The 25937-nt window shown below is 69.8% G+C and carries 18 protein-coding genes; 9 read left to right on the forward strand and 9 right to left on the reverse strand.

What is annotated here, in order from left to right; all coding sequences use genetic code 11:
* Window positions 1–142: 142 nt before the first annotated feature.
* From Raf01_RS14440 to Raf01_RS14455, 4 genes are all read right to left on the reverse strand, one after another.
* Window positions 143–787: a hypothetical protein gene (locus Raf01_RS14440; protein ID WP_203918352.1), complete on the reverse strand. Its 645-nt coding sequence runs from the start codon at window positions 785–787 to the stop codon at window positions 143–145.
* A gap of 2051 nt (window positions 788–2838) precedes the next feature.
* Window positions 2839–4089, reverse strand: coding sequence for a low temperature requirement protein A (locus tag Raf01_RS14445; protein ID WP_308442650.1), 1251 nt, complete (start codon window positions 4087–4089; stop codon window positions 2839–2841).
* 625 nt (window positions 4090–4714) lie between these two features.
* Window positions 4715–5665 carry a hypothetical protein gene (locus tag Raf01_RS14450; protein ID WP_203918354.1) on the reverse strand — a complete coding sequence of 317 codons (951 nt, stop codon included), beginning with the start codon at window positions 5663–5665 and terminating at the stop codon, window positions 4715–4717.
* A gap of 434 nt (window positions 5666–6099) precedes the next feature.
* Entirely contained in the window at window positions 6100–6816 is a 717-nt protein-coding gene (locus Raf01_RS14455; protein WP_203918355.1) for a class I SAM-dependent methyltransferase, read from the reverse strand.
* Between the two features lie 155 nt (window positions 6817–6971).
* Between Raf01_RS14455 and Raf01_RS14460 the strand changes: the two genes are divergently transcribed.
* Window positions 6972–7565: a maleylpyruvate isomerase N-terminal domain-containing protein gene (locus tag Raf01_RS14460; protein WP_203918356.1), complete on the forward strand. Its 594-nt coding sequence runs from the start codon at window positions 6972–6974 to the stop codon at window positions 7563–7565.
* 50 nt (window positions 7566–7615) lie between these two features.
* On the opposite strand, the gene Raf01_RS14465 is transcribed toward Raf01_RS14460, so the two are convergent.
* Window positions 7616–8443 carry an SAM-dependent methyltransferase gene (locus Raf01_RS14465; protein ID WP_239133605.1) on the reverse strand — a complete coding sequence of 276 codons (828 nt, stop codon included), beginning with the start codon at window positions 8441–8443 and terminating at the stop codon, window positions 7616–7618.
* A gap of 102 nt (window positions 8444–8545) precedes the next feature.
* Between Raf01_RS14465 and Raf01_RS14470 the strand changes: the two genes are divergently transcribed.
* The 3 genes from Raf01_RS14470 to Raf01_RS14480 all read left to right on the forward strand — a co-directional run bounded on the left by Raf01_RS14470 (window position 8546) and on the right by Raf01_RS14480 (window position 12062).
* Complete coding sequence (locus Raf01_RS14470) at window positions 8546–8959, forward strand: PPOX class F420-dependent oxidoreductase (protein WP_239133606.1); 414 nt, start codon at window positions 8546–8548, stop codon at window positions 8957–8959.
* 188 nt (window positions 8960–9147) lie between these two features.
* Window positions 9148–10095, forward strand: a complete 948-nt coding sequence (locus tag Raf01_RS14475) for a methyltransferase (RefSeq protein WP_203918359.1) — start codon at window positions 9148–9150, stop codon at window positions 10093–10095.
* A 257-nt stretch (window positions 10096–10352) separates the two neighbouring features.
* Window positions 10353–12062 (forward strand): ABC transporter family substrate-binding protein, encoded by a 1710-nt coding sequence (locus Raf01_RS14480; RefSeq protein ID WP_203918360.1) that lies wholly within the window; start codon window positions 10353–10355, stop codon window positions 12060–12062.
* A gap of 75 nt (window positions 12063–12137) precedes the next feature.
* Here Raf01_RS14480 and Raf01_RS14485 read toward each other — a convergent pair whose 3' ends face one another.
* Entirely contained in the window at window positions 12138–14192 is a 2055-nt protein-coding gene (locus Raf01_RS14485; protein WP_203918361.1) for an AfsR/SARP family transcriptional regulator, read from the reverse strand.
* Between the two features lie 265 nt (window positions 14193–14457).
* On the opposite strand from Raf01_RS14485, the gene Raf01_RS14490 reads away from it, so the two are divergent.
* Genes Raf01_RS14490 through Raf01_RS14500 form a run of 3 tightly spaced genes read left to right on the forward strand, consistent with a single transcriptional unit; the run spans window position 14458 to window position 18364 of the window.
* Entirely contained in the window at window positions 14458–15051 is a 594-nt protein-coding gene (locus tag Raf01_RS14490; protein WP_203918362.1) for a PadR family transcriptional regulator, read from the forward strand.
* 8 nt (window positions 15052–15059) lie between these two features.
* Window positions 15060–15782, forward strand: a complete 723-nt coding sequence (locus Raf01_RS14495; RefSeq protein WP_203918466.1) for an ABC transporter ATP-binding protein — start codon at window positions 15060–15062, stop codon at window positions 15780–15782.
* Window positions 15779–18364 (forward strand): FtsX-like permease family protein, encoded by a 2586-nt coding sequence (locus Raf01_RS14500; protein ID WP_203918363.1) that lies wholly within the window; start codon window positions 15779–15781, stop codon window positions 18362–18364. The genes Raf01_RS14495 and Raf01_RS14500 overlap by 4 nt, the downstream gene beginning before the upstream one ends.
* A 72-nt stretch (window positions 18365–18436) precedes the next feature.
* Here the strand turns inward: Raf01_RS14500 and Raf01_RS14505 are convergent, their stop codons facing one another.
* Window positions 18437–20071 (reverse strand): alpha/beta hydrolase, encoded by a 1635-nt coding sequence (locus tag Raf01_RS14505; RefSeq protein WP_239133607.1) that lies wholly within the window; start codon window positions 20069–20071, stop codon window positions 18437–18439.
* A 214-nt stretch (window positions 20072–20285) separates the two neighbouring features.
* Between Raf01_RS14505 and Raf01_RS14510 the strand changes: the two genes are divergently transcribed.
* Entirely contained in the window at window positions 20286–21152 is an 867-nt protein-coding gene (locus Raf01_RS14510) for a DUF1028 domain-containing protein (RefSeq protein WP_203918364.1), read from the forward strand.
* 93 nt (window positions 21153–21245) lie between these two features.
* Window positions 21246–23285: a S9 family peptidase gene (locus Raf01_RS14515; protein ID WP_203918365.1), complete on the forward strand. Its 2040-nt coding sequence runs from the start codon at window positions 21246–21248 to the stop codon at window positions 23283–23285.
* Window positions 23286–23362: 77 nt separating this feature from the next.
* Here the strand turns inward: Raf01_RS14515 and Raf01_RS14520 are convergent, their stop codons facing one another.
* Together Raf01_RS14520 and Raf01_RS14525 are read right to left on the reverse strand one after the other, a co-directional pair.
* Window positions 23363–24148 carry an ABC transporter permease gene (locus tag Raf01_RS14520; protein ID WP_203918366.1) on the reverse strand — a complete coding sequence of 262 codons (786 nt, stop codon included), beginning with the start codon at window positions 24146–24148 and terminating at the stop codon, window positions 23363–23365.
* A gap of 46 nt (window positions 24149–24194) precedes the next feature.
* Window positions 24195–25775 (reverse strand): UbiD family decarboxylase, encoded by a 1581-nt coding sequence (locus Raf01_RS14525; RefSeq protein ID WP_203918367.1) that lies wholly within the window; start codon window positions 25773–25775, stop codon window positions 24195–24197.
* Between the last annotated feature and the right edge of the window lie 162 nt (window positions 25776–25937).

Below are 25937 nucleotides of genomic sequence, written 5' to 3' on the forward strand. Positions count from 1 at the left end.
ACGTTTTGGAGACGATCTTGCCTTGCAACCGAAGGGCGGCCATTTCGGACCAACGACCACCCTCGTGATAACCAGCGCGGATGACAAAGAGGCAGGTGCCGAGAATGGCTCGACCTAACTGACTAAGAAGTCCCACGACCAATCACCATGTTCCTGTTTGCAAATCCCTTCGTGCCGCTACACGAAATGCCTCTACCGCCTGCATATAGTCAGCGATTGGAGCGCTTCCCATAGTTGACCGTAATTTGTCGGCCGCTGCTACTACCTCAGGAGACGAGTACAAGGCGATCACATTATTCGCACGATCGAGTTCAGCGAACAGCGGCGCTGCACTGAGCCATTGAGACCAAATTTCATCCAGACCATCGCCGACTTCGTCGCTTAAGGTGGCGAGTTCCGACCGACCATCGTTCAATGCAGCGTTGGTCTCGTCAAGGACCTGCCACGCAGCCGCATCAACCGTAATGGAAGCCTCATCCGGCAAATGGCCCAACTGGTCTCGCAGTTTATCGGTCTGAATTGCTATGTCTTCATTTATGCGCTCAAGAGCGGCGATATTTGTCTCCATAATAGCTAGACGCCGGTTTTCGACAGCAAGCAGCTCGGTCTGCCTTGCATTTATTTCATTTGTCCGGCGCAAGATGGGCGCCACTATATTCCGAATCTCAGACACAAGTACCGGGTAGCGCACGTAAACATCTTTTTTGTCTTCGTAGAACCGCAGCGCACGGTCATATCGCCGTTGTCGGTCACTGCTTCGCGTCTGCACCCAAGACGTGATCAACACCCCCGATAGCGTTCCCGCTACAGGTATTGTGATCTCCCACCAACGCGTCACGGAGTCTCCAGGGGAAGTGTTGAGGCGATGCGGGACCAACGACGAGCGCGTGACACGGCGGTCACGGTTGCCAGCCGGGATCGTTGCTATAAGCAATGTAGTGAGTCGGTGTATGGACGAGTTCGGTGTGTAGATCGAACGTTAGGAGGGACGACCAGGATCGCTTGTGTGCCAGCTTCACTTCAATCGTCGCAATGTAAGGGCCTCCCCGGGGCAAAGATTTCGGGCTGTCCCGACCGAACTCAATAAATGTAAGCACAGCAGTACGTCCCGAAACAGGAAAGAGTGCGGCCAGGGGCCGCGATCCTGGCTCGGGCTGCACGGCAGGACGTGTTGCACGCCACGAAAGTTGTATCGGCAATACTTCCGGACTCTCCGGAGCCGGTGGTTGGACGCTCTCTGAGTCGGCAGCAGCGGGTTGCCCTTCCAGGTATTGTCGGGATACTTCAAACCTCTTATCGAGCCGCATACGAAGATCCTGGATAACGATCGGCGGGGCTCCATCATTGTGTAGCACTAACGGCACGTTGATTAGGAGACCATGCTGCGTAAATGAGGCGGCAAAGGAATGCGGCCTTGCGCTTCGCAGCTTGCCGCGTCGGACGTTCATCCACCAGAACGATGCAACGGTGAAAAGCAACGCGCAGATCGAGATCGAGAGACCGGGGGTCAGCCATGAGGAAGAACCAGCGGTTGCTGCGAGGCTAGGACTCGAAATGAAGGCCATACATCGCAGGATCGCAGACCAACGCGACCGAGTCGCTGACCGATAGATGTATCGCGTGCGGATTGCGACCGATTTCGTATAGGTGTACGGCATCCGGGCGCAGCTACCGGAATCCTCGAATCGCACCGCGATCGACCCCAGCAACCCCGTCTGACGTGCAATCAAGACCGTCAAGTTACCGACACGAGACCGAGCGCAACTGATGGCCGCCGCTACGGTGACTACCGAAACGCGAAACGCCATCACGTTGGGTAACGGCGGGATAGGGGCTGTCGTGTCTACCGACAAGATCACAAGCCGGGATCGACTTGCCGGTGCCGTCATCCTCCTGGTCGTCGCGGCTGTCTTCTTTGCCGCGCATCGATTGCGGGCCGGCTTGTTCACCATCTTCAGCTTGGGCGTTCCATATCTAATCTTCGTCTTTCCCTTTCGTTGCCGTGAGATCACCACCAGGCGGACCGCTTGCACGAAGTCGCGATGGGGTTGGCTTATCGGCTGTTCAGACCATCTTTGGCAGCGATTACGGCGGGTGTTCGCGGCGCTGAGTGGCGGACTGGTTCGACGCGAAGCCCCGGCGATTGGAAACCGTGGACCACGGGTCCGCGCGGCTAGTTCCCGAGCGCAGCAGACGTCGCCAGCGACCCAACCTACGCCACCGGGACGACCTTTGTACGACGGGCTCATGCTGCTGGCGGCCCTCGTTAGCGCGGTCGCGGGCGTCGCTACCCTGTTGTGAGCCGGTCCGTCGACGAATGCTGTGCCAACAGCAAACTGCAGCAACCCCATGGGCCGTGGCGGACCTTCAGCCGTTGCTACTAACCAATGGATTTCGCATCCGACAGGCAGCGACCGCGTTGCCGCTAGTCCATCGATCACAGCTACAGCATCATCATGATCAGGCCGTCCACAGGCCGTCAAACGTCGACCGATGACCACCAGCAGCCACCACCAACCACTGTCGATATCCCCTGGTGGCGACCAGGATCGAGGCATTCTTCCGACTCGTGATCTAGCTGGAACCAGTGCAACGCCAAGTAGCGGGGGATGTGCCGGGGCGGAGAGTGGCGCGAACTGCCGATCGGGTAATCCGGGCCCGGGGGTCTATGGCGCCTGCTCCCGGGCCTTCTCGATGATCGCTTGCGCCCCAGCCCGGGCGTCGGCCACGATCCGCCCTGCCTCGCGCTGCGCCTCCGAGCGAATGGCAGTGGCCTGCCCCTCGGCCAGCCGCAGAATCTGCTCGACCCGCGGAGCCAGGTCGGCAAAGCGGGGGTGGTCATCTTGCCGCGGCGGTTGGCTGCCACGTCATCCGTTCGTAGCAGACGAGGGCGATCAACATGGTGGCGATGAGGGCGAGGGCGGCGATGGCGGGAAGGTGTCGGGCGGCGGGCAGCAGCGCGAGGATGATGCCGGCCGCAAGGATCTGCGCGGGTGGGGTGTGCCGAACGGTGAGTCGAAGGAACAGTGCCCGGCCGATGAGATAGAGGGCCGGACCGCCGAACAGAGCTGCGGTCGAGGTCCAGTCCAGCGGGGCTCCGGCGGTGTGGTGGGCCAGGTGGCGGAGGACCACCTCGATGCCGAGGGCTAGGTAGATGATCCCGGCGATGAGCGGGAAATGAGCCACGCTGTAGGCGATGGCGCCGGTTCGGGTCCGGTCCGCAACGGGGATCCGGGCCAGGGCTTGTCCGGCGGGGGCGGCGGCGTTTTCGAAGTACAGCCACCACATTGCCAGGGCCGCGGTGAGGGCGAGCAGCGCAGCGATCAGGACCGGCCAGTGGGTGATCGCTGATCCGGCGCCGACGCCGACCGAGACCAGCGACTCACCCAGCGCAATGATTACGATCAGGCCGTGCCGCTCGGCGAAATGGCTCGTGCTGGGCAACCGCGCGTGTCCGGCGAACACCGCGATGAGCAGGCCGCCGACGCCGTCGATGAGGAACGCTGCGACCCACAACAGCGTCTGCGTTTCGCCTCCGAGCACCGCGCCCAGTAGCAGCGCAGGCCAGCCCATCGAGACCGGTATGACCCGCAAGCGCATCGAAGCGCGTAGCTGTGGATTATCGGCCGATATGTGCCAGAGGAGGGCCAGATATATGGCCCGGACCAGAATGTAGACGAGGGCCAGGGTCAGTGCGGCAGTCAGTGACTGGGTGCCGTGCCGCCACGCGCCAGGCAGGACAATTGCCGCCACAAAAATTGCGGCCATCACAGCGGCGTTTCCGGCCCGGACCAAGCCAACGTCCGCGCGGACCTGGTTGGCCAGCCAGGCGTAGTTGGTGAACGGCCACCACAGCAGCAACAGCAGCACCAGGCCGTGCGCCAGCCCGCGCGGCGTCGGCGCCTGTGCCATGAGCGTCCCCACCCGAATGAAGGCGAACACGAACACGAGGTCGAAGAACACCTCGTACGGGGTGGCTCGGTGGGTTGGCTTGGTCGGCACCGGCGGCCTGGGTCGGAAGATGTGCCTCATAGGCCCTATTTTCTTCGCCCAACATCCCAGCTCATCGGGATTCAGGCCCTTAACCATCCCGATGCCAGCAGCGCACCGAGCGACGCACGGCCTGCGGGGAGACGTCGAACCGTTCGGCGCCCCTCAGCCACCGACACACCTGCCTGAATTTCCAACGCCGCCAGAGACCGCCGCTCTGTCAGGGTCGACTTCACCCACACTTGGCAGAGTGCTGCGGAACGCATGTCGATCGCGCTCCCCGTTTGCGCTGCCTGACGGTTGGCGGTCGCTGTGTACATTCCTGGTCAGACGCTACGAAGGAGGCGGGTATGCGGCGCGCTGGTCGTGTGAAGTTGCTTGTCCGCAGCGTTCTCGCTGGCGTCTTCATGGCGGCCTCGCTCCACTTCTTGAATAACGACACCTGGGCGTCCGGCCTTATCTGGTGGATCCCGACTTGCGTGCTCGTCAACTTCTGGGTGGAGCTGCACGGCTGGACGAGAGTCAAGGTGTGGATCATGCGAAGGTTACGCCCGCCGAAGGCGGCTCCTTCCGTACCAGCCGTACAGCAGGGCAGTACAGCGGCCGACGACACGGAACCAGACTCTGGGCGACCGCAGCGGTCCGCCTGAACTCAGTGCCTCGGCCGGGAGCAGAGCGCAAGCGGGGCCGGGCGGTAACCGCCCGGCCCCGCGACATCGCTCGATCACTCGGGAATCGTCACGCTCACCGTGACGGTGTTGTCCGCGGGCGTCGCGTCATCCTCGTCGAAGTTGAAGACGCCGTAGACCGTCACCTCGTACACACCCGGTGCTGTACCGGCGGGCACGGTGTACAGGACGGCTACGGACCGGGACTCGCCGGACGACATCCAACTCGGCGACCCCGGCACTGAGCAGACGATGGTGCACGGCGCGGCGGGGTCGGTGCCCGTGAAAGTCGCGTTCGGCAGGGTGGTGCTCGGCTCAATCCACGCCGTCTGGTTGGCGGCGTCGTTCTTGTCCAGCGCGGTCACCGGTACCCGCACCGTGTAGGAGCCGTCGTCCTGACGGGTGACCGACGCGGTGCCGGCCGACAACCCCAGGTCGTTGACCGCGGCCGGCTGGTAGGCCACCGGGTGGCTCACCGAACCCGACGTCGAGGCCAGCACGCCGTGGAACCTCGTCTTCTCCCGCGCCGACGGGTGCGCGGTGTTCGCCAGCCGGGTCACGGTCGCCGAGCCGTCGGCCGTGACGCGGGCCCGGCCCGCCGGTGCCGCGAACGAGCCGAAGCTGACGGTCACGGTCGTGGTGCCGGGCTGCAGGGTGTCCACACCGCAGCTCACCGGAGCGCTTCCGACACACCCGGAGGCACCGGACAGGGTGGTGACGACCAGACCGGCCGGTACGTTGATGCTGAGGTTGGCGTCGGACACCGCGGTGGGGTTGTCGTTGGTCACCGAGAGCCGCATGTCACCGAAGTAGTGGGTGCCGTCGTACGACAGAACCAGCGGCCCGGACGTGACCGAGAGGTGGTCGTTGTTGACCGGGACCACGTGCCTGTCCAGCTGTGCGGTCGCCGCATGCGCGGCTCCGGCACCCGCCACGACCATCCCGGTCGCGGCGGCGACGATGACCGCCGCCTGGCGCAGACGTCGACCCGTTCGCAACGCTCGCATAGGAATTTCCTCTCCCCGTAGGTGTGAGCGCGACCGCTTCGGCGGTCACGGAGAAGACACCCACGAGGGCGCCGTGGTGTTTCACGGAAATCGCGAGAAAATCTTCGAAGATCGTCGAGGGAGGTCGGATTCGATCGAGAGCCTGCGGGGAACCGCAGCTCAAGCGGGGTGTGGCGAAGGGGCCCCGGGGGGTGGGTGTCAGGTACACGACCACCGGGTGAGCGCGATCCGCCGTGGCGCACCTTCGGTTTGCTACGTTCGCCGGTGCTCGCGTGCCCGCGCATGCCGGTGAACGGCAGGCTCGGTCTGCCGGAGGCAAGCCGACCTGGGAACCGGCAGGCTACGCCACGCTGGAACGGGTCCTGGCGGCGAGCTGACCGGGCGACTGCGCGCGAATCCGGCCCGCGCCCCGGAAGCCCGACGACGACGCGGCCTCACGATCCCAGGTGCTGGCCGATCGCGAACAGTACATACCCGTAACTCAGCGAGGACTGGTCGGGATGCTTGCCGAGCCAGTCGTCGACGATGTCAGCCGGAAATTCGATCCGCAGGATCTGTTCCAGTTCGGCGGGTTCGGGGCACGCCCACGCCGACATCACCTCCCGGCGTCGGGCGCCGCGGCGCTGCCACCACTCGTCGGTCACGCCGGCCGTGCCCTGAGGTTCGGCCCAGGCCGACCGCCGGAGCAGTTCGGCGATCTCGCCGTGCCGCAGGTCGTTGTCGATGACGACGAGTGCGCCTCCGGGACGCAGGACGCGAAGGGCTTCGGCCAGGCCGGCTTCGCACTCCGGCGGGAAGAAGTACGCGAACCGGGCGTGGATGACGTCGACCGAGGCGTCGGGCATCGGGAGGTGCTCGGCCGACCCGGCCAGTACCCGTACCGGCGAACCCGCCATGCGCTCCGACGCGAGAGCCCGGAGAGCGTCATCGGGCTCGACGCCGATGACCTCGGCCGCGAGTTCGGCGTAGCGGGGCAGCCAGAATCCGGTACCGCAGCCCAGGTCGAGCACCGTCCGGCCGCTCCAGTCGGCTGTGTCACGCAACGCGTGCCAGAGTTCCCCGGACGGGTCGATGGCCTGGTTTTCCTTCTCGTACGTGTCCGGGTTGTTGGCTATGTTGGGCGCTCGGGCGAAATCGGAATACTGGGACACCCGTGGCCTTCCGGTTGACGAGAAACGGCAGGTGAGGCCGTCCGCTGGTATTGTCACCTGCCGACACCGACCCTACCGACAACGCAGCACGCGTGCGATGCGACACCGACACAGTCGGCACGGACACAGTCGGTACGGACACCATGGGGGAGAGCATGACCGTCACCGCCGACGACCTCGACTCGGCGCTGGCCAGCGTCGTCGCCACGCTGGAGCCGGCCACCGATCGGGACTGGTCCGTGCCGGCGGGCACGCTGGAGTGGGACTGCTGGCACACGGGTGAGCACGTCGCGGACGTTCTGATGTCGTACACGATGCAGCTGGTGGCCCGGCCCGATGGGCGGTACGTGCGGTTCGCGACCAGCGGCGAGAAGGGCGCCTCGGCCGCGGAGGTACTGGAGTTCGTCGGCGCGACCGTCCGGATCCTCGCCACGGTGGTCCGCACGACGCCGCCGGACGTGCGGGCATGGCACCCGATGGGCATGGCGGACGCGGAAGGCTTCGCCGCGATGGGGTGCGTGGAAACGTTGCTGCACGGCGAGGACATCGCGGAGGGCTTGGGCCTGACGTTGGACGCGCCGCGGGAGTTGTGCGGCCGGGTGCTCGCCCGGCTGTTCCCGGACGAGGCGGCGGCTCTGGCGACCACCGATCCGTGGGAGGCGCTGCGGTGGGCGACGGGCCGGACCGAGCTGCCCGGCCGTCCTCGGCGTGAGCGCTGGCGGTGGTATGCCGCGCCGCTGGGTGAGTGAAGACGTCGGGGGAGTGAAGGGGCCGGGCGATTGACGACCGGCCCGGGCCGCTACGGCTTGCGGGCCAGGCCGCCGATCAGCGTGTGGTGGATGCTGTTCCTCGGGCCGGGCGCCGTGCCCGGCTCCGGCCGCCACTCGGCCATCGGCACGATGCCGGGCTCGACCAGCTCCAGGCCGGCGAAGTATGCCAGGATTTCGTCGTGGGTACGCCACCGTCCGGTACCCATGGTCTGATTGAAAATCCGTTCGACCTCGCGCGCACTCCGCGACTCCTCCGGATGCGCCTCTCCCGGATCGTGGAAGTGCGAGATCGCGACGTAGCTGCCGGGGGCGAGCCCGGCGTACAGGCTCGCGGCGATGTCGCCCGGCTTCTCGTCGTCGGCCAGGTGGTGCAGGATGCCCAGCAGCAGAAGCCCGACCGGCTGGTCGAAGTCGATGAGCCCGTGGACGTCGGGGTGGTCGAGAATGCTCCGGGGCTGCCGTACGTCGGCGTTCGCGACGGCGGTCGTGCGGTTGTCCGCGAGCAGCGCTCGGCCGTGCGCCAGCACCATCGGATCGCTGTCCACGTAGACGACGTGGGCGTCGGCGGCGACCCTCTGGGCGATCTGGTGCACGTTTCCCTGTGTCGGCAAGCCGGATCCGATGTCGAGGAACTGGCGGATCCCGGCTTCGGCCACCAGGTGGTGGACGACGCGGCCGAGGAAGGCACGATTGGCGCGGGCGGCCTCGGGCCCGTCGGGTGTTATCCGCAGGGCCGCCTCGGCCGCCTGCCGGTCGACGGCGAAGTTGTCTTTGCCGCCGAGCATGTAGTCATAGACGCGGGCGACGCTGGGTCGGGTGATGTCGACACCGGGCGGGGCGGGGATGTCGCTGACCACGGGGGTCCTCCTCGTCGTGACCGATACGGCCGCATCCACGAAAATCGTAGTGGACCCGCAGTCGACTGCCCTAGCATGGCCCACGATCATCACGACGCTCGTGTGACGGGAGACGACTCGACCGTGGACCTGCCCGAGGGACTGCTTGCCCTGCTGCGCCAGCCGAGCCCATGTCACCTGGCCACGCTGATGGCCGACGGCTCGCCCCAGGTCACACAGACCTGGGTGGATACGGACGGCAAGCACGTCCTGATCAACAGCGTCGAGGGCTTCCAGAAGATCAAGAACGTCGAGCGGGACCCGCGGGTGGCGCTGACCGTCTCGGACCCGGCCAATCCGTCCCGCTATTACTGGGTACGGGGCCGAGTCGTCGACGTGACCGCTGACGGGGCGACGGAGCACATCGAGGAACTGTCCCAGCGGTACCTGGGTCGGCCCTACCCGTGGTACGGCGGCCGGGACAAGAAGCGCCTGCTGCTCACGATCGAGGTGGACAAGGTCAGCCCGACCGGCTGAGCATCACCGGCACCCGGACGATGCGGTACCGTTTCGGTCTGGCCGTCGCTGCCCGGAAGGAGGTGGGACCGATTTTCGGCGTCATTGCCATCGATGGCGAGCGTTCCCACCGCACGGGTCGGCGGATCTCCTGATCCCCACCGGGCCACGGCAACCGCGGGCGCTCACCGCGCTCCGAAGGGTTGTCCATGTCGCAGTACAGCTCGATTCCCGAGTCCAGTTCCACCCCCGAGTCCGGTTCCGTCCCGGCCTCCGGGCCCAGCCCGGCGTCCGGCTCGGCTCCGGCGGCTGACTGGGGGGCCGTCGTCGGCACGCTGCGCGCGGCCGGATGCGTGTTCGCCGAGGACGAGGCGCGGTTGCTCATTGAGGCGGCGGATACGCCGGCGGCGCTGCGGGACATGGTCGCCCAACGGGTCGCCGGGCTGCCACTCGAACACATTGTCGGCTGGGTCGAGTTCTGCGGGCTGCGTGTCGCCGTCGATCCGGGGGTTTTCGTGCCGCGCCAGCGAACCGGACTGCTCGTGCGCCGGGCCGCGGCCCAAGCCGCCTCGGCGCCGGGGTCGGTGACGGGGCCAGCGGCGGCGGGACCAGCGGCGGGACCAGCGGCGGCGGATCCAACCGCGGCGGCGCGACCAGTGGTGGTGGATCTGGCGTGCGGATCGGGTGCCGTCGGCATGGCGGTCGCCGCGCTGGTGCCGAACGCGGCGTTGTACGCGGTGGACATCGAGCCGGCCGCCGTACGGTGCGCGCGGCGCAACCTCACTCCGATCGGCGGGCAGGTGTACGAGGGCGACCTGTACGCTCCCCTGCCGGATCGCCTGCGCGGCCACGTCGACGTGGTGGTGGCCAACGTGCCGTACGTGCCCACGGACGCGGTGGGTCTGATGCCGCGCGAGGCTCGGGATCACGAGCCGCGGGTGACTCTGGACGGCGGGTTCGATGGCCTGGACGTGCTGCGCCGGGTGGCGCAACGGGCCGGCGACTGGCTCGTTCCCGGCGGACAGGTGCTGATGGAGATTGGCGAGGACCAGGCGGACGCGGCGGTGGGCGCGCTCACCGGAACCGGTCTCGCCGCCGCCGTGGAGAACGACGACGATCTGCACGCCTGGATCGTGGTCGGCCGCCGGCAGCGATAGGTTCTCCGGCCGTCGCCGGTGCGCAGGGTGACCTCGACCCGGTCGTCGCCCGCGCAACGGGCTGGCAGCGTGCCGACAGCGCGGTAGCAGGGCGGGAGCAGAGCGCGGGCAGAGCCGTGACAGTGCCGCGGCGCACGATGGCCAGACGCCCGCACCTGCGGGCGGGACGCGGAGCGCCGGGCCGAAGTGGCACGACACGGCCACCGATGTGACTTCCACCGATGTGATTTCCTCGCGACGGCGGGGTGGAGGAGACGATGCGAATCCCCAGGGCCTCGACCGGCCTGATACCACTGGTCGCGGGTGCGTTGCTCGTACTGACGGCGTGCGGCGGATCGGGCGCGCCCGTCAGCGGCGGCGGAAACCAGGGAAGTCTCGCGGACTGCGCGAGCAAGCCGACCACCTGCAACAGTGGGAAGACCAAGCCGGGCGGCATCTTCACGTACACGATCGAGAAGACGATCAGCAACTGGAACGTGAACAGTTCGGAGGGCAACTCCTTCGACTTCGTCGAGGTGCTCGACGGCGTGCTGCCCAACGTGTGGAACGTCAGCCCGGACTACTCGGTCACGCTGAACACCGACCTGATGGTCTCGGCGGAGCAGACCAGCGACAAACCACAGACAATCGTCTACAAGATTAAGCCGGATGCGGTGTGGAACGACGGCCAGCCGGTCACCGCCGACGATTTCATCTACCAGTGGCAGACGTCGGACGGCGTGCACTGCAAGGCGTGCTCGACGGCGAACTCGAGCGGGTTCGACCAGATCAAGTCGATCACCCCGTCCGACGGGGGCAAGACCGCGACCGTGGTGTTCTCGACGCCGTACGCGGACTGGAAGGCGCTGTTCTCCAACCTGTACCCGGCGCACATCGCGGCACAGCACGGCGACCTGGCCGCCTCGTACGAGTGGTTCGGCCAGAACACGCCGAACTACTCGGCCGGCCCGTACGTCATCACCGGGTACGCGAAGGACGTCTCGATCACCGAAACGCCCAACCCGAAGTGGTACGGCCAGACCAAGCCGAGCCTGGACAAGCTGGTGTTCCGCATCATCACCGACCAGAACCAGGAAGTCCCGGCCCTGCAGAACAACGAGGTGCAGGGCATCTACCCGCAGCCCACCGCCGACATCGTCCAGCAGGTCAGGCAGATCAGTGGCGTGCAGAGCTACCTGGGCAAGGGGCTGACCTGGGAGCACCTGGACCTGAACCTGCAGAACCCGCTGCTCGGGGACCTCAAGTTGCGCCAGGCCATCTTCACCGCGGTGAACCGCAAGGACGTCATCGCCAAGACGATCGGCCAGTTCGTACCGAACGCCGAACCGTTGAACAGTCACAACTTCGTGCCGGGCCAGCCGGGGTACCAGGACGTGGTCAGCTCGACCGGACAGGGCAGCGGCGACCTGGCCAAGGCCAAGGCATACCTGACCGGCGCCGGCTACACCGGTGTGGGTACCGCGCTGAAGACGCCGACGGGCAAGGACGTGGCGCTGCGGTGCTCGTTCACGCAGGGGAACACGCTGCGCCAGCAGACCTGCGAACTGATCCAGAGCGAACTCGGCGCACTGGGCATCAAGGTCACGCCGACGCAGCTCGGCGACCTGTCCGGCACCCTGCACTCGGGCGACTACGACCTGTTGCTGTTCGCCTGGATCGGTACCCCGTTCAACTTCTCCGGCGCCTGGCAACTGTGGGGCAGCACCAGTGACAGCAACTACGGTCACTGGACGAACGCGCAGAGCGACGCCCTGCTCAAGGACGCGGCCAGCCAGACCGATCCGAAGAAGGCGACCGAAGACCTCAACCAGGCCGATCAGATCATGTCCAACGACGCGTACGTCCTGCCGCTGTTCGAGAAGCCCACGTTCCTCGCGGTGTACTCGAACATGGCGAACATCCGGGACAACGCCACCAGCGTCGGGCCGCCGTACAACGTACAGGAGTGGGGAGAGCGCGTGTCCTGACCCAGTCGGCAGGCACGGAACCGTGGCGCCAACCGTCAGCTGGACGGTTGGCGCCACGCGTGCGTACCGACGGCCTCACGGGTAACGGGCGGCCTCGCGCCCCCCGGGCAGGCGGCCGGCCGGCAGCGCGTACGACGCCGGCGCCCCGGCCGGATGCGCGCGCGGGCGGGTACCCGCCGGATCGCCCACGTACCAGTCGAGCAAGGCCCGGATCGCCATTCGGTCCTCGTCCACCGCCCGGGACAGCTCGGCGGCGTACGCGCGCAGGAGCCCGGGCATCCGGTACCGGCCGGTGGGCTGGCGTTCGAGCAGGTGCGCGCCGACCAGACGGTCGAGGATCGCACCGGTTTCCGGACGCGTGAGGCCCAGCAGGATCGCCGCGGCGGCCGGGTCGAGGTCGGCTCCCGGCTGCGCGCCGGCCAGCCGGAAGGCCCGGGCGGCGTCCGGATCGAGCGCGCGGTACGACCAGGACAGTACGGTTCGCATGTCGGTCAGGTCGTCGTCGCCGGTGCGCAACGCGTCGAGCCGGCCGTCCGGGCCGTCCAGTTCGGCGACGATGGCACTCAGGTCGCATCCGTTGCGCGCCAGGCGTTCCGCGACGATCCGCAGCGCCAGAGGCAGTCCGGCGCACCGGTCCACGACCTTCGCGATGTCGTCGTTGTCGTACCGGTGCGGGCCCGCCTCGGCGGTCGCGTCGAGCAGGGCGCGGGCGTCCGGGACGCGGATGCGGCCGAGGGCGACCCGGTACGCGCCGTCGTAGGCGACCAGGCCGCGCAGCTGGCTGCGACTGGTCACCACGACCAGGCAACCGGGGCCGGGCAACAGCGGGCGTACCTGTGCGGCGTCGCGCGCGTTGTCCAGCAGTACCACCATCCGGCGCGCACCGATGGCGGTACGCAGCAGGCTGGCCCGCTCGTCGAGCCCGGGCGGGATGTCTTCGGCCGGTACCCGCAGTTCGTGTAGCAGGCTTTCCAGCGCCCGCTCCGGGGCGAGCGGCGCGTGCGGCCCGTAGCCGCGCAGGTCGAGGTGCAACCGGCCGTCGGGAAACCGGTCGTGTTGCCGGTCGGCCCAGCACAGCGCGAGCGCGGTCTTGCCGATCCCGGCCGGCCCGACGAGCGCGGCGACGGTGGGCATCGAACCGTCGGCGGTGGCACTGGCCAGCCAGCGATCCAGGGCGTCGACCTCCCGGTGGCGCCCGAGCAGCCGCCGCGAGTCGGCGCCGGCACGGGCGGAAGCGTCGGTACTTCCCATGTCAGCGCCGGACGCGTCAGTGCCACCAATGTCAGCGCCGTCAGTGTCGATGCAGGCAACGTCGGCGCCGGAACGGTCGGGGCTGGGCGCGTCAGCCCTAGCCGGGCTGCCGGGGCCCGCGCTGTCGTCATCGCCGTGCAGCAGGCCGCGGTACAGGCTCTGCAGGGCGGCCGATGGGTCGATGCCCAGCTCGTCAGCCAACCGGGTGCGGACCGCGTGGTACGCCTGGATCGCCTCCGCGGGCCGGCCGGCCGCGATCAGCGCGACGATGAGCTGCCGCCACAGCGACTCCCGCAGCGGGTACCGGCCGGTCAGCTCGCGCAGTTCCGCGGTGACGGCGTCGTGCCGACCGGCTGCCAGGTCGAGTTCGACCCTGCGGTGCAGGGCGGCCAGCCGCTCTTCGATCAGCCCCGGGATCTCGTCGCGGTCGAGGCTCGGCGAGCGGACGCCGGTCAGCGGGTCGCCCCGCCACAGTCCCAGTGCCTCGCCGAGCAGTTCGCGGGCGGTACCGGGATGGTCGGCCGCGACCGCCTCGCCGACCAGGCGGCGGAACCGCAGCAGGTCGACGTGGTCCGGTTCGACGTCGAGCCGGTACCCGTCGCCGACGGTCGCGATCGCTCCCGGCCCGAGCGCCCGGCGCAGCCGCATGATGAGTGTCTGGAGGCTGCCCCGTACCCGTTCGGGCAGCCGATCGGGCCAGACGCGGTCGGCCAGCGCACCCCCGCCGACCGGCCGGCCGGCGGCCGAGGCGAGGACGGCGAGGACCACGGCGAGCTTCTCCCCGGCCAGGACGACGGGCTCACCGTCCCGGCTCACCTCCAGCGGCCCGAGGATGCCCACCCGTAACCCGTTGCCGTCCACCACCAGCGCTTTCCGCATCCTTTTCCCGCACCCGTTCCCCGCATAGAACCATCCGTATCCACCCAGACAGACCTCCGGCGTCGGCGCCAAGCTGCACCCGTGTTCGTTTCGTGATTGCCGGCACGCCCGGTGGGGGTCGCCGGCACGACCGCCGGCACGACCGCCGGCACGACCGGCGGCACCACCGCCGACACGACCGCCGGCATGGTTGACGGGCCGGCGGCCGACCTACATACTCCGTAACTACTTACTGGGTAAGTACCACGGGGAGGCGGAGGATCGGATGTCGGTTCGGCTGGGGTTGCTGGCGTTGTTCGCCGACGGGCCGAAGTACGGCTATCAGCTGCGCACCGAATTCGAGGCGCGTACCGGCGGCACCTGGCCGCTGAACGTCGGCCAGGTCTACACGACGTTGGAGCGGCTGGAGCGCGACGGCCTCGTCGCCGGGGCCGGGGCCAACGACGAGGGACGCACGGTCTATGCGATGACCGAGGCCGGTCGCGCCGCCCTGACCGCCTGGTTCGACACGCCGGTCGCCGAGATCGACCGGCCGCGCAACGAGCTGGCCATCAAGCTGCTGATGGCCGCGACCACCGAGGGCGTGGACGTGCCCGACGTGGTGCAGCGCCAGCGGACCGAGTCGATGCGGCTGCTGCGGGACTGCACCGGTCTGCGGCGGGACGCCGACGCGGCCGACGACATGGCCGGGATGCTGCTGCTCGACAACGTCATCTTCGCGCTGGAGGGCGAGCTGCGCTGGCTGGACCACGTGGAAACGACGGTGCTGCGTCGCGGCGGCAAGGCGTTGCCGCCGGCGGTACTGCGACGCCGGCCCAGGGCCGGGGCGGCCCGGGATGCGGCAGGGCCGGCCCGGTGACTGCGGCGGTGACCGGGACGGTGCTGCGGTTCGACGGGGTCGGCCGGACGTACCGGTCGGGGACGACCACGGTACGGGCGCTGGACGGCGTGACGCTGGAGGTGGGCCCGGGCGAACTGGTGGCGGTGATGGGGCCCTCGGGTTCCGGCAAGTCGACCCTGTTGGCCATCGCCGGCGGGCTCGACGCCCCGACCACCGGACGGGTGTGGGTCGAAGGCCACGCGCTCGACGGCCTGTCCGCGACCGGCCTGGCCAGGCTGCGCCGGGACCACATCGGGTATGTGTTCCAGGACTTCAACCTCGTCTCCGGGCTGACCGCGGCGGAGAATGTGGCGCTGCCGCGCGAGCTGGCCGGCGCCGGAGTGCGTACGGCTCGGCGGGAGGCGCTGGCCGCACTGGCTGAGGTCGGGCTGTCCGGCGAGGCGGGCCGGTTCCCCGATCAGCTGTCCGGCGGGCAGCAGCAGCGGGTCGCGGTCGCCCGGGCGCTGATCGGGAGGCGGCGGCTGGTGCTGGCGGACGAGCCGACCGGCGCGCTGGACTCGGCGACCGGGCAGACGGTACTGGAGGTGCTGCGCGCCCGGGTGGACGCGGGCGCGGCCGGCATCCTGGTCACGCACGAGAGCCGGTACGCGGGGTGGGCCGACCGGATCGTGTTCCTGCGAGACGGCCGGATCAGGGACTCGACGGGCGCACGGCCGCGTCCCGAGCAACTGCTCGGGGAGCCCCGGTGACGGCGCGGGAGACTGTGACGGCGCGGGCTCTGGCGACGGCGCGGGCTCTGGTGACCGCACGGGCCCCGGTGGCGGCACGGGAGACGGTCGGCTCGTGGCGGGTGGCGCTGCGCCTGGCTCGCCGTAGCGCCGTGCGGCACCGGGTACGCAGCGCGCTGATCGTGTTGCTGTTGATGGTTCCGGTGTTCGCCGGCTCGGTACTCACTCTGGTCTGGGCCGCCACGTACGCCTCGCCCGAACGGGAGGCGAGCTGGGTCATGGGGCGCGCCGACCTCGTCCTTCAAGGGGACGGGCTGACACAGGCAGTGGCGGCGCTGCCGGCGGGCAGCCGGACGGTACCGCGGCTGGACGGCGACACCATCGTGCGCACTGCCACGGGCGGCTATGAGAGCCAGCGGTACGACGCGGTCGATGTGAGCGATCCGGTGCTGGCGGGCGCGTACGTGATCCGTGCCGGGCGCGCGCCGCGCGGTGGCGGTGAGGTGGCCGTGAGCCGCTCGCTCGCGGCCGCCGAGGGTGTGCGCGTCGGCGACCGGATGTCGGCCGGCATGCCGGGGCGCGCGCTCACCGTGGTCGGGCTCGTCGACAGCGCGCAGCGGCTCGGGCAACGGCTGCTGATCGTGCCGACCGGGTACCCGCTGTCGCCGGGCGCGCGGCGCAGCCTGTTGGTCGACCTGCCGCCGTCCGTGGCGCACTGGGAGCCGCCCGAGGTGAACGGTCTCGGATACCAGGCCCGTCCGGTGCCCACCGGGTCGGAGCGAGCCGTCCGCACGGCGGGCGTGAGTCTCGTCGTCGGGTTCGCCGCCGCCGAGATGGGGCTGCTCGTCGGTGCGGCGTTCGCGGTCGGTGCGACGCGGCAGCGGCGGGAGCTGGCCATGGTCGGGGCGGTGGGCGCGAGCCGGCGGCAGCTGGCCCGCGTCGTGCTGGCCAACGGCGTGCTGCTCGGGGCGTGCGCCGGCATTCTCGGTACCGGGTCGGGGCTCCTCGCGTTCTGGTCGAGCCGGGGTCTGGTGGAGCGCATCGTCGACCATCCGTTGGCCGGGGCCGGTGTCCATGCGGGAGCCAGGGTCGATGTCGGCACCGAGACCGGGGCCGGCGTGCCCGTGGCGCGGCTGGCGGGGATCCTCGCGCTCGCGGTGCTGCTCGGGCTGGCCGCCGCGTGGGGGCCGGCCCGGAGCGTGGCGCGCCGGCCGATCCGGGCCGGGCTGGCCAGCCGCGAAGTCGCAGCCGCCCGGGGCAGCCGGCGCTGGCTGCTGTTCGGAGTGGTCAGTGTCGGCGCCGGCGTGGGGATCGCGGCGTACGCGTCCGGACCGACCGTCGACGACGTCCGGGTGGCCACGGTCGGGGCCGGCCTGGTGCTGTTCGGCCTCGCCGCGGTGGCACCGGCCGCGGTCGGGGCCACCGGCCGCGTCGCCGCCGTCCTGCCGCTGGCCGGCCGCCTGGCGCTGCGCCACGCCGCCCGGCACCGGCTGCGTACGGCGGCGGCGGTCGCGGCGGTGACCGCCGGTGTCGCGGGCAGCGTCGCGCTGACCCTGTACTACTCGGCGGGCAGCGACCTGACCGCGAGCCGTCCGGTCGCCCGGGTCGGGCAGGTCGTGCTACCCGAAGTCGCCGCCGCTGCGCTGGCTCCAGACGAACTGCGCGGCCTCGCGCGGCAGTTGCCGACCCGTTCGGTGGTACCCGTTGACACCGCCGCCGCCACCGCGCGGCTCACGCCGGCGACGCTGGCCGCCGCCGCACCGGACCGACCGCCGCCGGACCGGCCGGCCACCGTCGCGATCGGCGGCGCCACGCTGATCCGCGCGGTCACCGGCCGGGAACCAGGTCAGTCCATTGTGGACACGATCGGCGGCGGTGGCGCGGTCGTGTTCTATCCCGAGTTCGTCGACCGCGGCACGGTCGTCCTGTCCACCCCGGACGGGAAGACGCTCACCGTGCCGGCGGTGCTCGCGCCGGTACCGGACTCGTACGGTGACCTGCCCGGCGTGGTCATCTCGGCGCCGACCGCGGCGCGGCTGGGCCTGCCGGTACGCGCCGGTGGGGTGGTGTTCGACACGGTACGCCCGCCGACCCGCGCCGAACTCGCGGCCGCCACCACCACGGTGCTCGGAGCCCAACTGCGTGCCGTCCAACTGCGTGCCGGACCGCGCGCACCCACCACGCCGGTCGTGCCGCTGGTGGGCGTCGACCCGGAGCGACACCGCGCGACCGATCCGGTGGTGTACCTGCTCGCCATCGTCAGCGGCCTGGTCACCCTCGCATCGGGCGGAGTGGCGGTGGGGCTGGCCACCGCGGAGATGCGCGACGACCTGTCGACCCTCGCGGCGGTCGGGGCGGGCCCACGGCTGCGTCGCGGCACGGCCGCGGCCCAGGCCGGGCTGATCGTCGGGACCGGCGCGGTGCTCGGGCTCGCCGGAGGGATCGTGCCCGCGGCCGGACTCGTCGCGTTCCGCCCGGACCTGACCTGGCACCTGCCGTGGTGGCCGCTGGCCGCGACCGTGCTCGGCGCTCCGGTGCTGGCGGTGCTGGTCACCGGCGCGCTGACTCACTCGAAGGTCGTGCTGGTCCGTCGCCTGGTGTGACGGGTCCCGCGTGCTGGCCGGACACCCCCACGGCCACCTCCGCCGTCGCCAGCGGAGGTGGCCCGGGCACACTCAGCGGCGTACCGCCGGAAGCACCTGGTGCAGCGCCGAGGGACCGATCTGCGGCGCGGCAGTGGATGGCGCGGCCCTCGCCGCCGCCGCGGCGGGTACCGGCTCGGGCAACGGCGCGCACAGCGTGTCCGGCCCGTCGCCGTGTCTGCGGCCGGGCAGGGTACCGCTGGCCAGGTACGCCGCGATCTGGTCGTCGACGCAGGCGTTGCCGGCGAGCGTGTTCGCGTGGCTGGTACCGCCCGGCTCGGCGATCAGGCTGGCGTGCGGGAACAGCCGCCGCACCTCGAGGCTGCCCTCGTATGGCGTCGCCGCGTCCAGCGTCTCGTCGATGAGCAGGATGCCCCCGACCTTCCGGCCGTCCACCTTCACCGGCTTGTCCGCCTTGGCCGGCCAGTACAGGCAGGGTGCGTTGAACCAGGCGTTGCCCCAGGTCTCGAACGGAGCGACCCGGTACGTGGCCCAGTTGTCCCGGCGCCACTGGTTCCAGCTGCGCGGCCACTGCACATCGGTGCACTGCACCGCGTTGTAGACGGCGAACGTGTTGTCGTCGCCCGGCCCGTCGGCGTCGTTGTACCAGTCGACGAGCGTGGCCGAGTCGGCGTCGTGCACCCAGCCGGCGAACGCGTCGGCGAGGTCCAGCCAGGTGGACTGGTAGTAGCCGGCGAGCAGGAAGATGTCGGTCCACTCGTCGGGCCCGACGGTGCCGGCGGCCGGGTGGGCGCGCAACTGGTTCTTCTCGCTGTACCACAGCTTCTCCACCGCGGCCTCGGTCGAACCCAGGTGATAGACGCTGTCGTACCTGGCCAGCCAGCCGAACCAGATCTCGATGTTCTTCTGGAACGCCACGTCCTGGTTCAGGTTGGCCTGGTACCAGACGTCGCGCGGGTCGACGTTGCTGTCCAGCACCATCCGGCGTACCCGTTGGGGAAAGAGGGTCGCGTAGACCTGTCCGAGATAGGTGCCGTACGAGAATCCGTAGTAGTTGATCTGCTGTTGACCGAGGGCGGCACGGATGTTGTCCATGTCCTTCGCCCAGTCGACCGTGGTCATGTGCGCCAGCAGCGCACCCGCGTTCCTGCCGCACGCGGTCGCGTACGACTTCGAGCGGGCCAGCCAGGTCTTCTCCAGAGTCTGGTTGGTCGGCGCGTAGTCCGGCCGGTCGGGGCTGAAGTAGTCCGGGTCGCAGGAGAGGGACGGGATGCTGGAGCCGACGCCGCGCGGGTCGAAGCCGATCCAGTCGTAGGCGTCGCCGGCCTGCCCGGGCACGAACTGGCCGAGCCGCGACAGGCCCAACCCGGATGCTCCGGGGCCACCCGGGTTGACCAGCATGAGGCCCTGGTATTGCGCGTCCGGTGTCTTGTGCGGGATGCGCGAGACAGCCAGCTTGATGGTCGTACCGTTCGGGTGCCCGTAGTCCAGTGGCACCGCCACGTACCCGCACTGCGCCCCGGCGTCACGCAGGCTGGCGCTGGCACAGGTGCCCCAGGCGATCTGCGGGGTGAGTTGGTGGGATCCGGCCGCCGACGGGCGCGGTCCGGCAGTGCCGGCCGAGGTAGCGCCGGCCCAGGCGGCGGGTGCCATCGCGATGAGCGTGACCGTGACCGTACCGGCCACGACGATCAGTCTTCCCTTCACGTGACCTCCGCTTCGACGACGCGATGGGACTGATAGGGATACACATTGACATGCGTATCGGGCCTGGTCAGGCGCTTCGCGGGACAACGGGCACAAGGTCAAGGGTTTCCGGCCGATCATGGGAGGGTGGCTGCCGTACCCTGCTGCGCATGACTTCCTTGACAGCGGTCCGCTTGACCGCGACGTCTCGTGCCTCGACGCCGCTGGCGGCCGCATGACTTTCTCGATCGTGGCGCGCTCGGCGGACGGACGGGCGCACGGAGTCGCCGTGGCCAGCAAGTTCCTTGGGGTTGGCAGCGCGGTACCGGCGGCCGAGGCCGACGTCGGGGCGCTCGCCACGCAGTCGTACGCCAACCTCGCCTACCGGCCGCAGGGCCTGGCGCTGCTGCGTACCGGGGTGGACGCGGCCGGCGTGGTGGCCGGCCTGACCGCGGCCGACCCGGGACGCACGCAGCGGCAACTGGGCGTCGTCGGCCGCGACGGTGCCGGAGCGACCTTCACCGGCGCGGAGTGCATGGACTGGGCCGGTGGCCGGGCCGGCGACGGGTACGCGATCCAGGGCAACATCCTGGCCGGCGAGCAGGTGGTGGCGGAGATGGAACGCGCCTGGCTCGCCGGCGACCCGGACGCCGAGCTGGCGGACCGGCTGCTGGCCGCCCTGCTGGCCGGCGACCGGACCGGTGGGGACCGGCGCGGGCGGCAGAGCGCGGCGCTGCTGGTGGTCGAGCGCGACCGGGGGTACGGCGGTACCGGTGACGTCGCGGTCGACCTGCGCGTGGACGACCACACCGACCCGGTCGTGGAGCTGTCCCGCCTGCGGGAGCTGCACCGGCTGTACTTCGGCCGGCCGGACCCGGACACGCTGCTGGAGTTGGCCGGACCGCTGGCGGTCGAGGTGGCCGACCGGCTGGCCGGGCTCGGGTACGCGCAGCCCGACCTGTCCTCGCGGCCGGACCTGTCCACGCAGCCGCACCTGGACGCCGCCCTGCGCGCCTGGGCCGGGGTCGAGAACCTGGAGGAGCGCCTGGTACCGGGCAGAATCGACCCGCTCGTCCTGCGGCAGCTGCGAGGCAACGAGTGAGCCCCGGGCTGAGCGAGGGGGCGACCATCGGCGGCTGAACCCGACGAATCCGGTCAAGATCGACCGCTTGGCGGCGCCGGTAAGTTGATCCACGTGACAGACGTATTCGATCCCGCCCAGTTCAGTCCCGCCCGGTTCACCGCCCTCGGCCGCCTCACCTCCCTCGCACTCAGCCCCGACGGCTCACGTCTGATCGCCGTGCGTCAGGAGCCGGATGCGAAGGGTGCGCGATATGTGCCTGCGCTGTGGCAGATCGACCCCGACGGTCAACGCGAGCCGACCCGGCTCACCTGGTCCGAGAAGGGCGAGAACCAGCCCGCGTTCCGCCCGGACGGGTCGTTGCTGTTCGTGTCCGGACGCCCGGACTCCGACGGCGAGGACGACGAGCCCGCACTGTGGGAGCTGCCCACCTTCGGCGAGGCGAGGGTCGTGGCGCGGGCGCCGGGCGGCGTGTCCTCCCCGCTGGTCGCGCGCGAGTCGGGCACCGTGCTGCTGCGCGGCAGCCGGCTGGCCGGCGTGACGGACACGGAGGCCGACCGCGAGGCGCGCCGGGACCGCGCCGACCGCAAGCTGAACCACATCCTGCACGACGGGTACCCCATCCGGTTCTGGGACCACGAGCTGGGCGATGCCTGGCCGTGCCTGTTCGCCCTCGACGAGTCGGTTGCTCCAAGCGGGCCCGCCGTCGGCGGGGAAAGCGACGGAGACGGCGGCCGGGACAGCGACGGGCTGCGCGCGCTCGCCGGTGGCGCCCGCAAGGAGCTGGTCGAGGCCGGCGTCTCGCTGAGCGCCGACGGGCGCCTCGCCGCCGTCACCTGGCGGGTGCGCATCCGCGGCGCCCAGCGGGATCGGCAGCTGGCGCTGATCGATGTGGATTCGGGCGCGGTGCGGACGCTCGCCGCGGACGAGGGGTACCTGTACTCCGCGCCGACCATCTCGCCGGACGGCCGCCTGGTCGCCTCGGTGAAGGAGAGCATCGGCGACTTCGACACCCCGATGACGTACGCGCTGGTCGTGCACGAGGTCGATTCGGCCGCCGCTCCGGTCGAGGTACCGGTCGGCGACGTGTACCCCGCCGAGCTGGCCTGGTCGGGCGACGGCAGCACGCTGGTCGTCTCCGGCGACCTGCACGGGCGGGGTGCGGTGCTCGCCGTGACGGTGGACGGCTGGAAGGTACGCACTCTCGCCGACGACGCCGCATACCTCAGCGTCTGCGTGGACCGCACCGGCGAGACCGTGTACGCGCTGCGCACCACCATCGACCGGCCGCCGCACCCGGTCCGGCTGCGCGGCGACGGAACCCCGGTCGAGCTGCCGGCCCCGGACGCCGCGCCCGCGTTGCCCGGCACGCTGACGGACGTCACGGCCGTGGCTCCGGACGGCCAGACGGTGCGCGGCTGGCTGTGCGTACCGCACGGTGTCTCGGCGGAGTCGGCCGCACCCGTGCAGGTGTGGATCCACGGCGGTCCGTTCGCGTCGACGAACTCGTGGAGCTGGCGGTGGTGCCCGTGGACGGCGGTGGCCCGCGGGTACGCGGTGCTGATGCCCGACCCGGCGCTGTCCACCGGGTACGGGCCGCAGTGGCTGGCCCGCGCCTGGCCGCACCGGGCGGGCCTGGTGTGGTCGGACATCGAGGCGCTGCTCGACGACGTGCTCAAGCGACCGGAGCTGGACGCGGACCGCACCGCGTGCCTGGGCGGCTCGTTCGGCGGGTACATGACGAACTGGGTGGCCGGGCACACGGACCGCTTCGGTGCCATCGTCACCCACGCCGGGCTGTGGGCGCTGGACCAGCAACACACCACGACCGACGCGGCGGACTGGAAGAGCGGACTGTTCGGTACGCCGGCCGAGCACCCGGACTGGTACGCGGAGAACTCGCCGAACAACTTCGTCGACTCGATCCGTACGCCGATGCTCGTCGTGCACGGCAACCGCGACTACCGGGTACCGGTGAGCGAGGCGCTGCGGCTGTGGTGGGACCTGGTCAGCCGGTTCGACGGCGAGCCGGACGAGTTGCCGCACCGGTTCCTCCAGTTCACCGACGAGAACCACTGGATCCTGTCGCCGGGCAACGCCCAGATCTGGTACGAGACCGTGCTCGATTTCGTCGACCGGCACGTCCGCGGCTGACCGCGCCGGCAAGCACCGGGAACGACGGGGGCCTGTACCACCGAAGTGGTGCAGGCCCCCGTCGATGGCGACTGGTCCTAGGATTTGGTCTCCCGCGCCCACGGCAGCAGCGCCCGCTCCAGGCCGACGAGCGCGTAGTACAGCGCCAGGGTCAGGATCGTCAGCAGGGCGACGGCGGCGAACTCCACCGACGTCTCGCCCTGCGGCGCCTCGCTGACCATGACGTACCCCAGCCCCTCGGTCGAGTTCGCGATCTCGGCGACCACGGTGCCGATGACCGCGAGCGGCGCGGCGATCTTCAACCCCACGAACACCTGCGGCAGCGCGCCGGGGAAGCGCACCTTGGCGAAGGTCTTCCAGTGGCCCGCGGACAGCGACCGGGCCAGCTCGCTCAGGTCGGCCGGGACCGCGGTGAGTCCGGCCATCGAGGACAGGATGATGGGGAAGAAGCAGATGAGGGTCGCCATGACGATCTTCGGCGTCTTGTCGAACCCCATCCAGATGACCAGCAGCGGCGCCACCGCCACCTTCGGCACGGCGTTGATGACGACCAGCACCGGCATGGCCGCCCGCCGGGTCACCTCCGACGTGGTCAGGGCGAGCGCCACCAGCAGCCCGGCCACGGTCGCGATGAGGAAACCGGCGAGCGTCTCCTCCAGCGTGACCCAGGTCGCCGACATCAGCATCGACACGTTGTCGAGGAACGCCGAGACGATGTTCGGCGGCGCGGGCAGGAAGAACGCCCGGATATGGAAGACGATGATGAGCAGCCACCACAGCGCGATGAAGACCACCGGCCCGATGACCGGAAGCCCCACCTTGTAGAGGAGACCGCGCTCCCGCTGGACTGCGTTGGTCTTCATGAGCATGGGTACATCTCCCGATGCGACGACGGTATGCGGCGATAGGCTACTGCGGTTCGGCCGCGCTCGTGGGGGCGAGAGCGTGCCGGCCCGCTCCGTCCCTGACCAGACCGGGTTCGGCGCGCAGCGCGTCCAGCTCGCGGACGATCTCGCGACCGTCCCGGCTGCCCATCGCCGCCATCAGTTCGGCGAAGTACTTCGGACCGTCGGCCAGCGCGTCGCGCACCGACGCGAAGCGCGCACCCTCGTACCGGGGCGGCTCGGGCACCGTCGTCTCCAGCCGCTGGTCGGAACCGAACGGCCAGGTCAGGTCGTAGCCGGCCTTGGCGCCGATCCGGGTGCCCGGGGCCAGCGACGGGTCCAGCGGCAGCGCGCGCAGCTGGGAGTCGACGATGAGGTCGCGGTCGGCCTGGAACCGGGTGGCCATCGCCCAGTCCATCTGCTGGTCGGAGAACACGTCGATGTCGGGGTCGACGACGAACACGTTCTTGACGTTGGCCAGGCAGCCGAACGCGGCCATGATGGCGTTGCGCGCCTCCCCGGGCACCCGTTGGCGCAGCGCGATGCGTACGTTGAACATGCCGCCGCTGGATGCCGTGGCGCAGATCGCGAGCGGCTCGCGCACCGCGGTCTCCAGCGCCCGCCACACCATGACCTCGGTGCGTAGCGCGCACAGTGCCGCGCTGTCGGTGTATTCCATGCTCCGCCCGCTGATCGTCGCGGTCTGGAACAGGGCGTCGCGGCGGTGCGTGATGGCGGTCAGGTGGAACACCGGGTTGCGCTTGACTTCGCCGTAGTACCCGAGGAATTCACCGTACGGCCCCTCGGATTCGGCGTAGCCGTTCTCGTCGAGGTACCCCTCCAGCACGAACTCGGCGTCGGCCGGGACCCGGATGTCGTTGGTGACGCACTTGACGACCGGCAGCGGAGCGTCGCGCAGCGCGGCGACCAGGCCGAGTTCGTTGACCGGCAGGCGCATCGTCGCGGCGACCTGGTCGATCGGGTGCGAGCCGACGACGAACGCGACCGGCAGCGGCTTACCCTCGGCGACGCTGGCCTGGTAGATGGCGCGCAGGTCGCTGGGGGAGACCAGGTCGACACCGGTCTCCTGGCGGCCGCGCAGCATCAGCCGGCGCATGCCCACGTTGGTCCAGCCGGACTTCGGGTCGACCACGTAGTCCACCGAGGCCGAGATGTACGGCGCACCGTCCATGCCATGCTGCAGATGCACCGGCAACGCGGTGACGTCGACGTCGTCGCCGGTCAGTACGGTCTGCTGCACCGGTGCCTCGTCGCGGCTCACCTCAACGATTTCCGGCGTGTTACGCAGCCGCCGCAACACGTCCGGCAGCAACCCGCCCGGGGTGACCCCGAACGCGCGGGCCAGTCGCGCCCGGCTGCCGGCGGCGCCACCGACCAACTCGGCGCCCTCGGGGCCGACCTGCCGCAGCAGGACCGCCTTCGGGTTGCCCTCGAACACCTCGGCAACGTCAGCGAGGTCGATGCGTTCGTCGAGAACCTGCAGCTCATCGGTACCGATCAGACCTTCGATGAAGGCGCGAAGACGGAATCGGTCGAGGTCGAGGTTGTGTTGTGGCCGTGTTTGCTGTTCGTCGATGACGTCCATCTTCACTCCCGGTTCGCGTCAGGACCGCACAAGGCTATCCGGATCTTGCCATCCGTGACACCGCGCGATCGCGCGGGTCCCCTCTGTGGGCATGCCTTTCAGCAAAGCGTTCGGCCACCGCACACATCGCTTTGTATCGCTCGCGGTCACGCTGGGACACTC

The organism is Rugosimonospora africana, assembly GCF_016862975.1.
Classification (GTDB): domain Bacteria; phylum Actinomycetota; class Actinomycetes; order Mycobacteriales; family Micromonosporaceae; genus Rugosimonospora; species Rugosimonospora africana.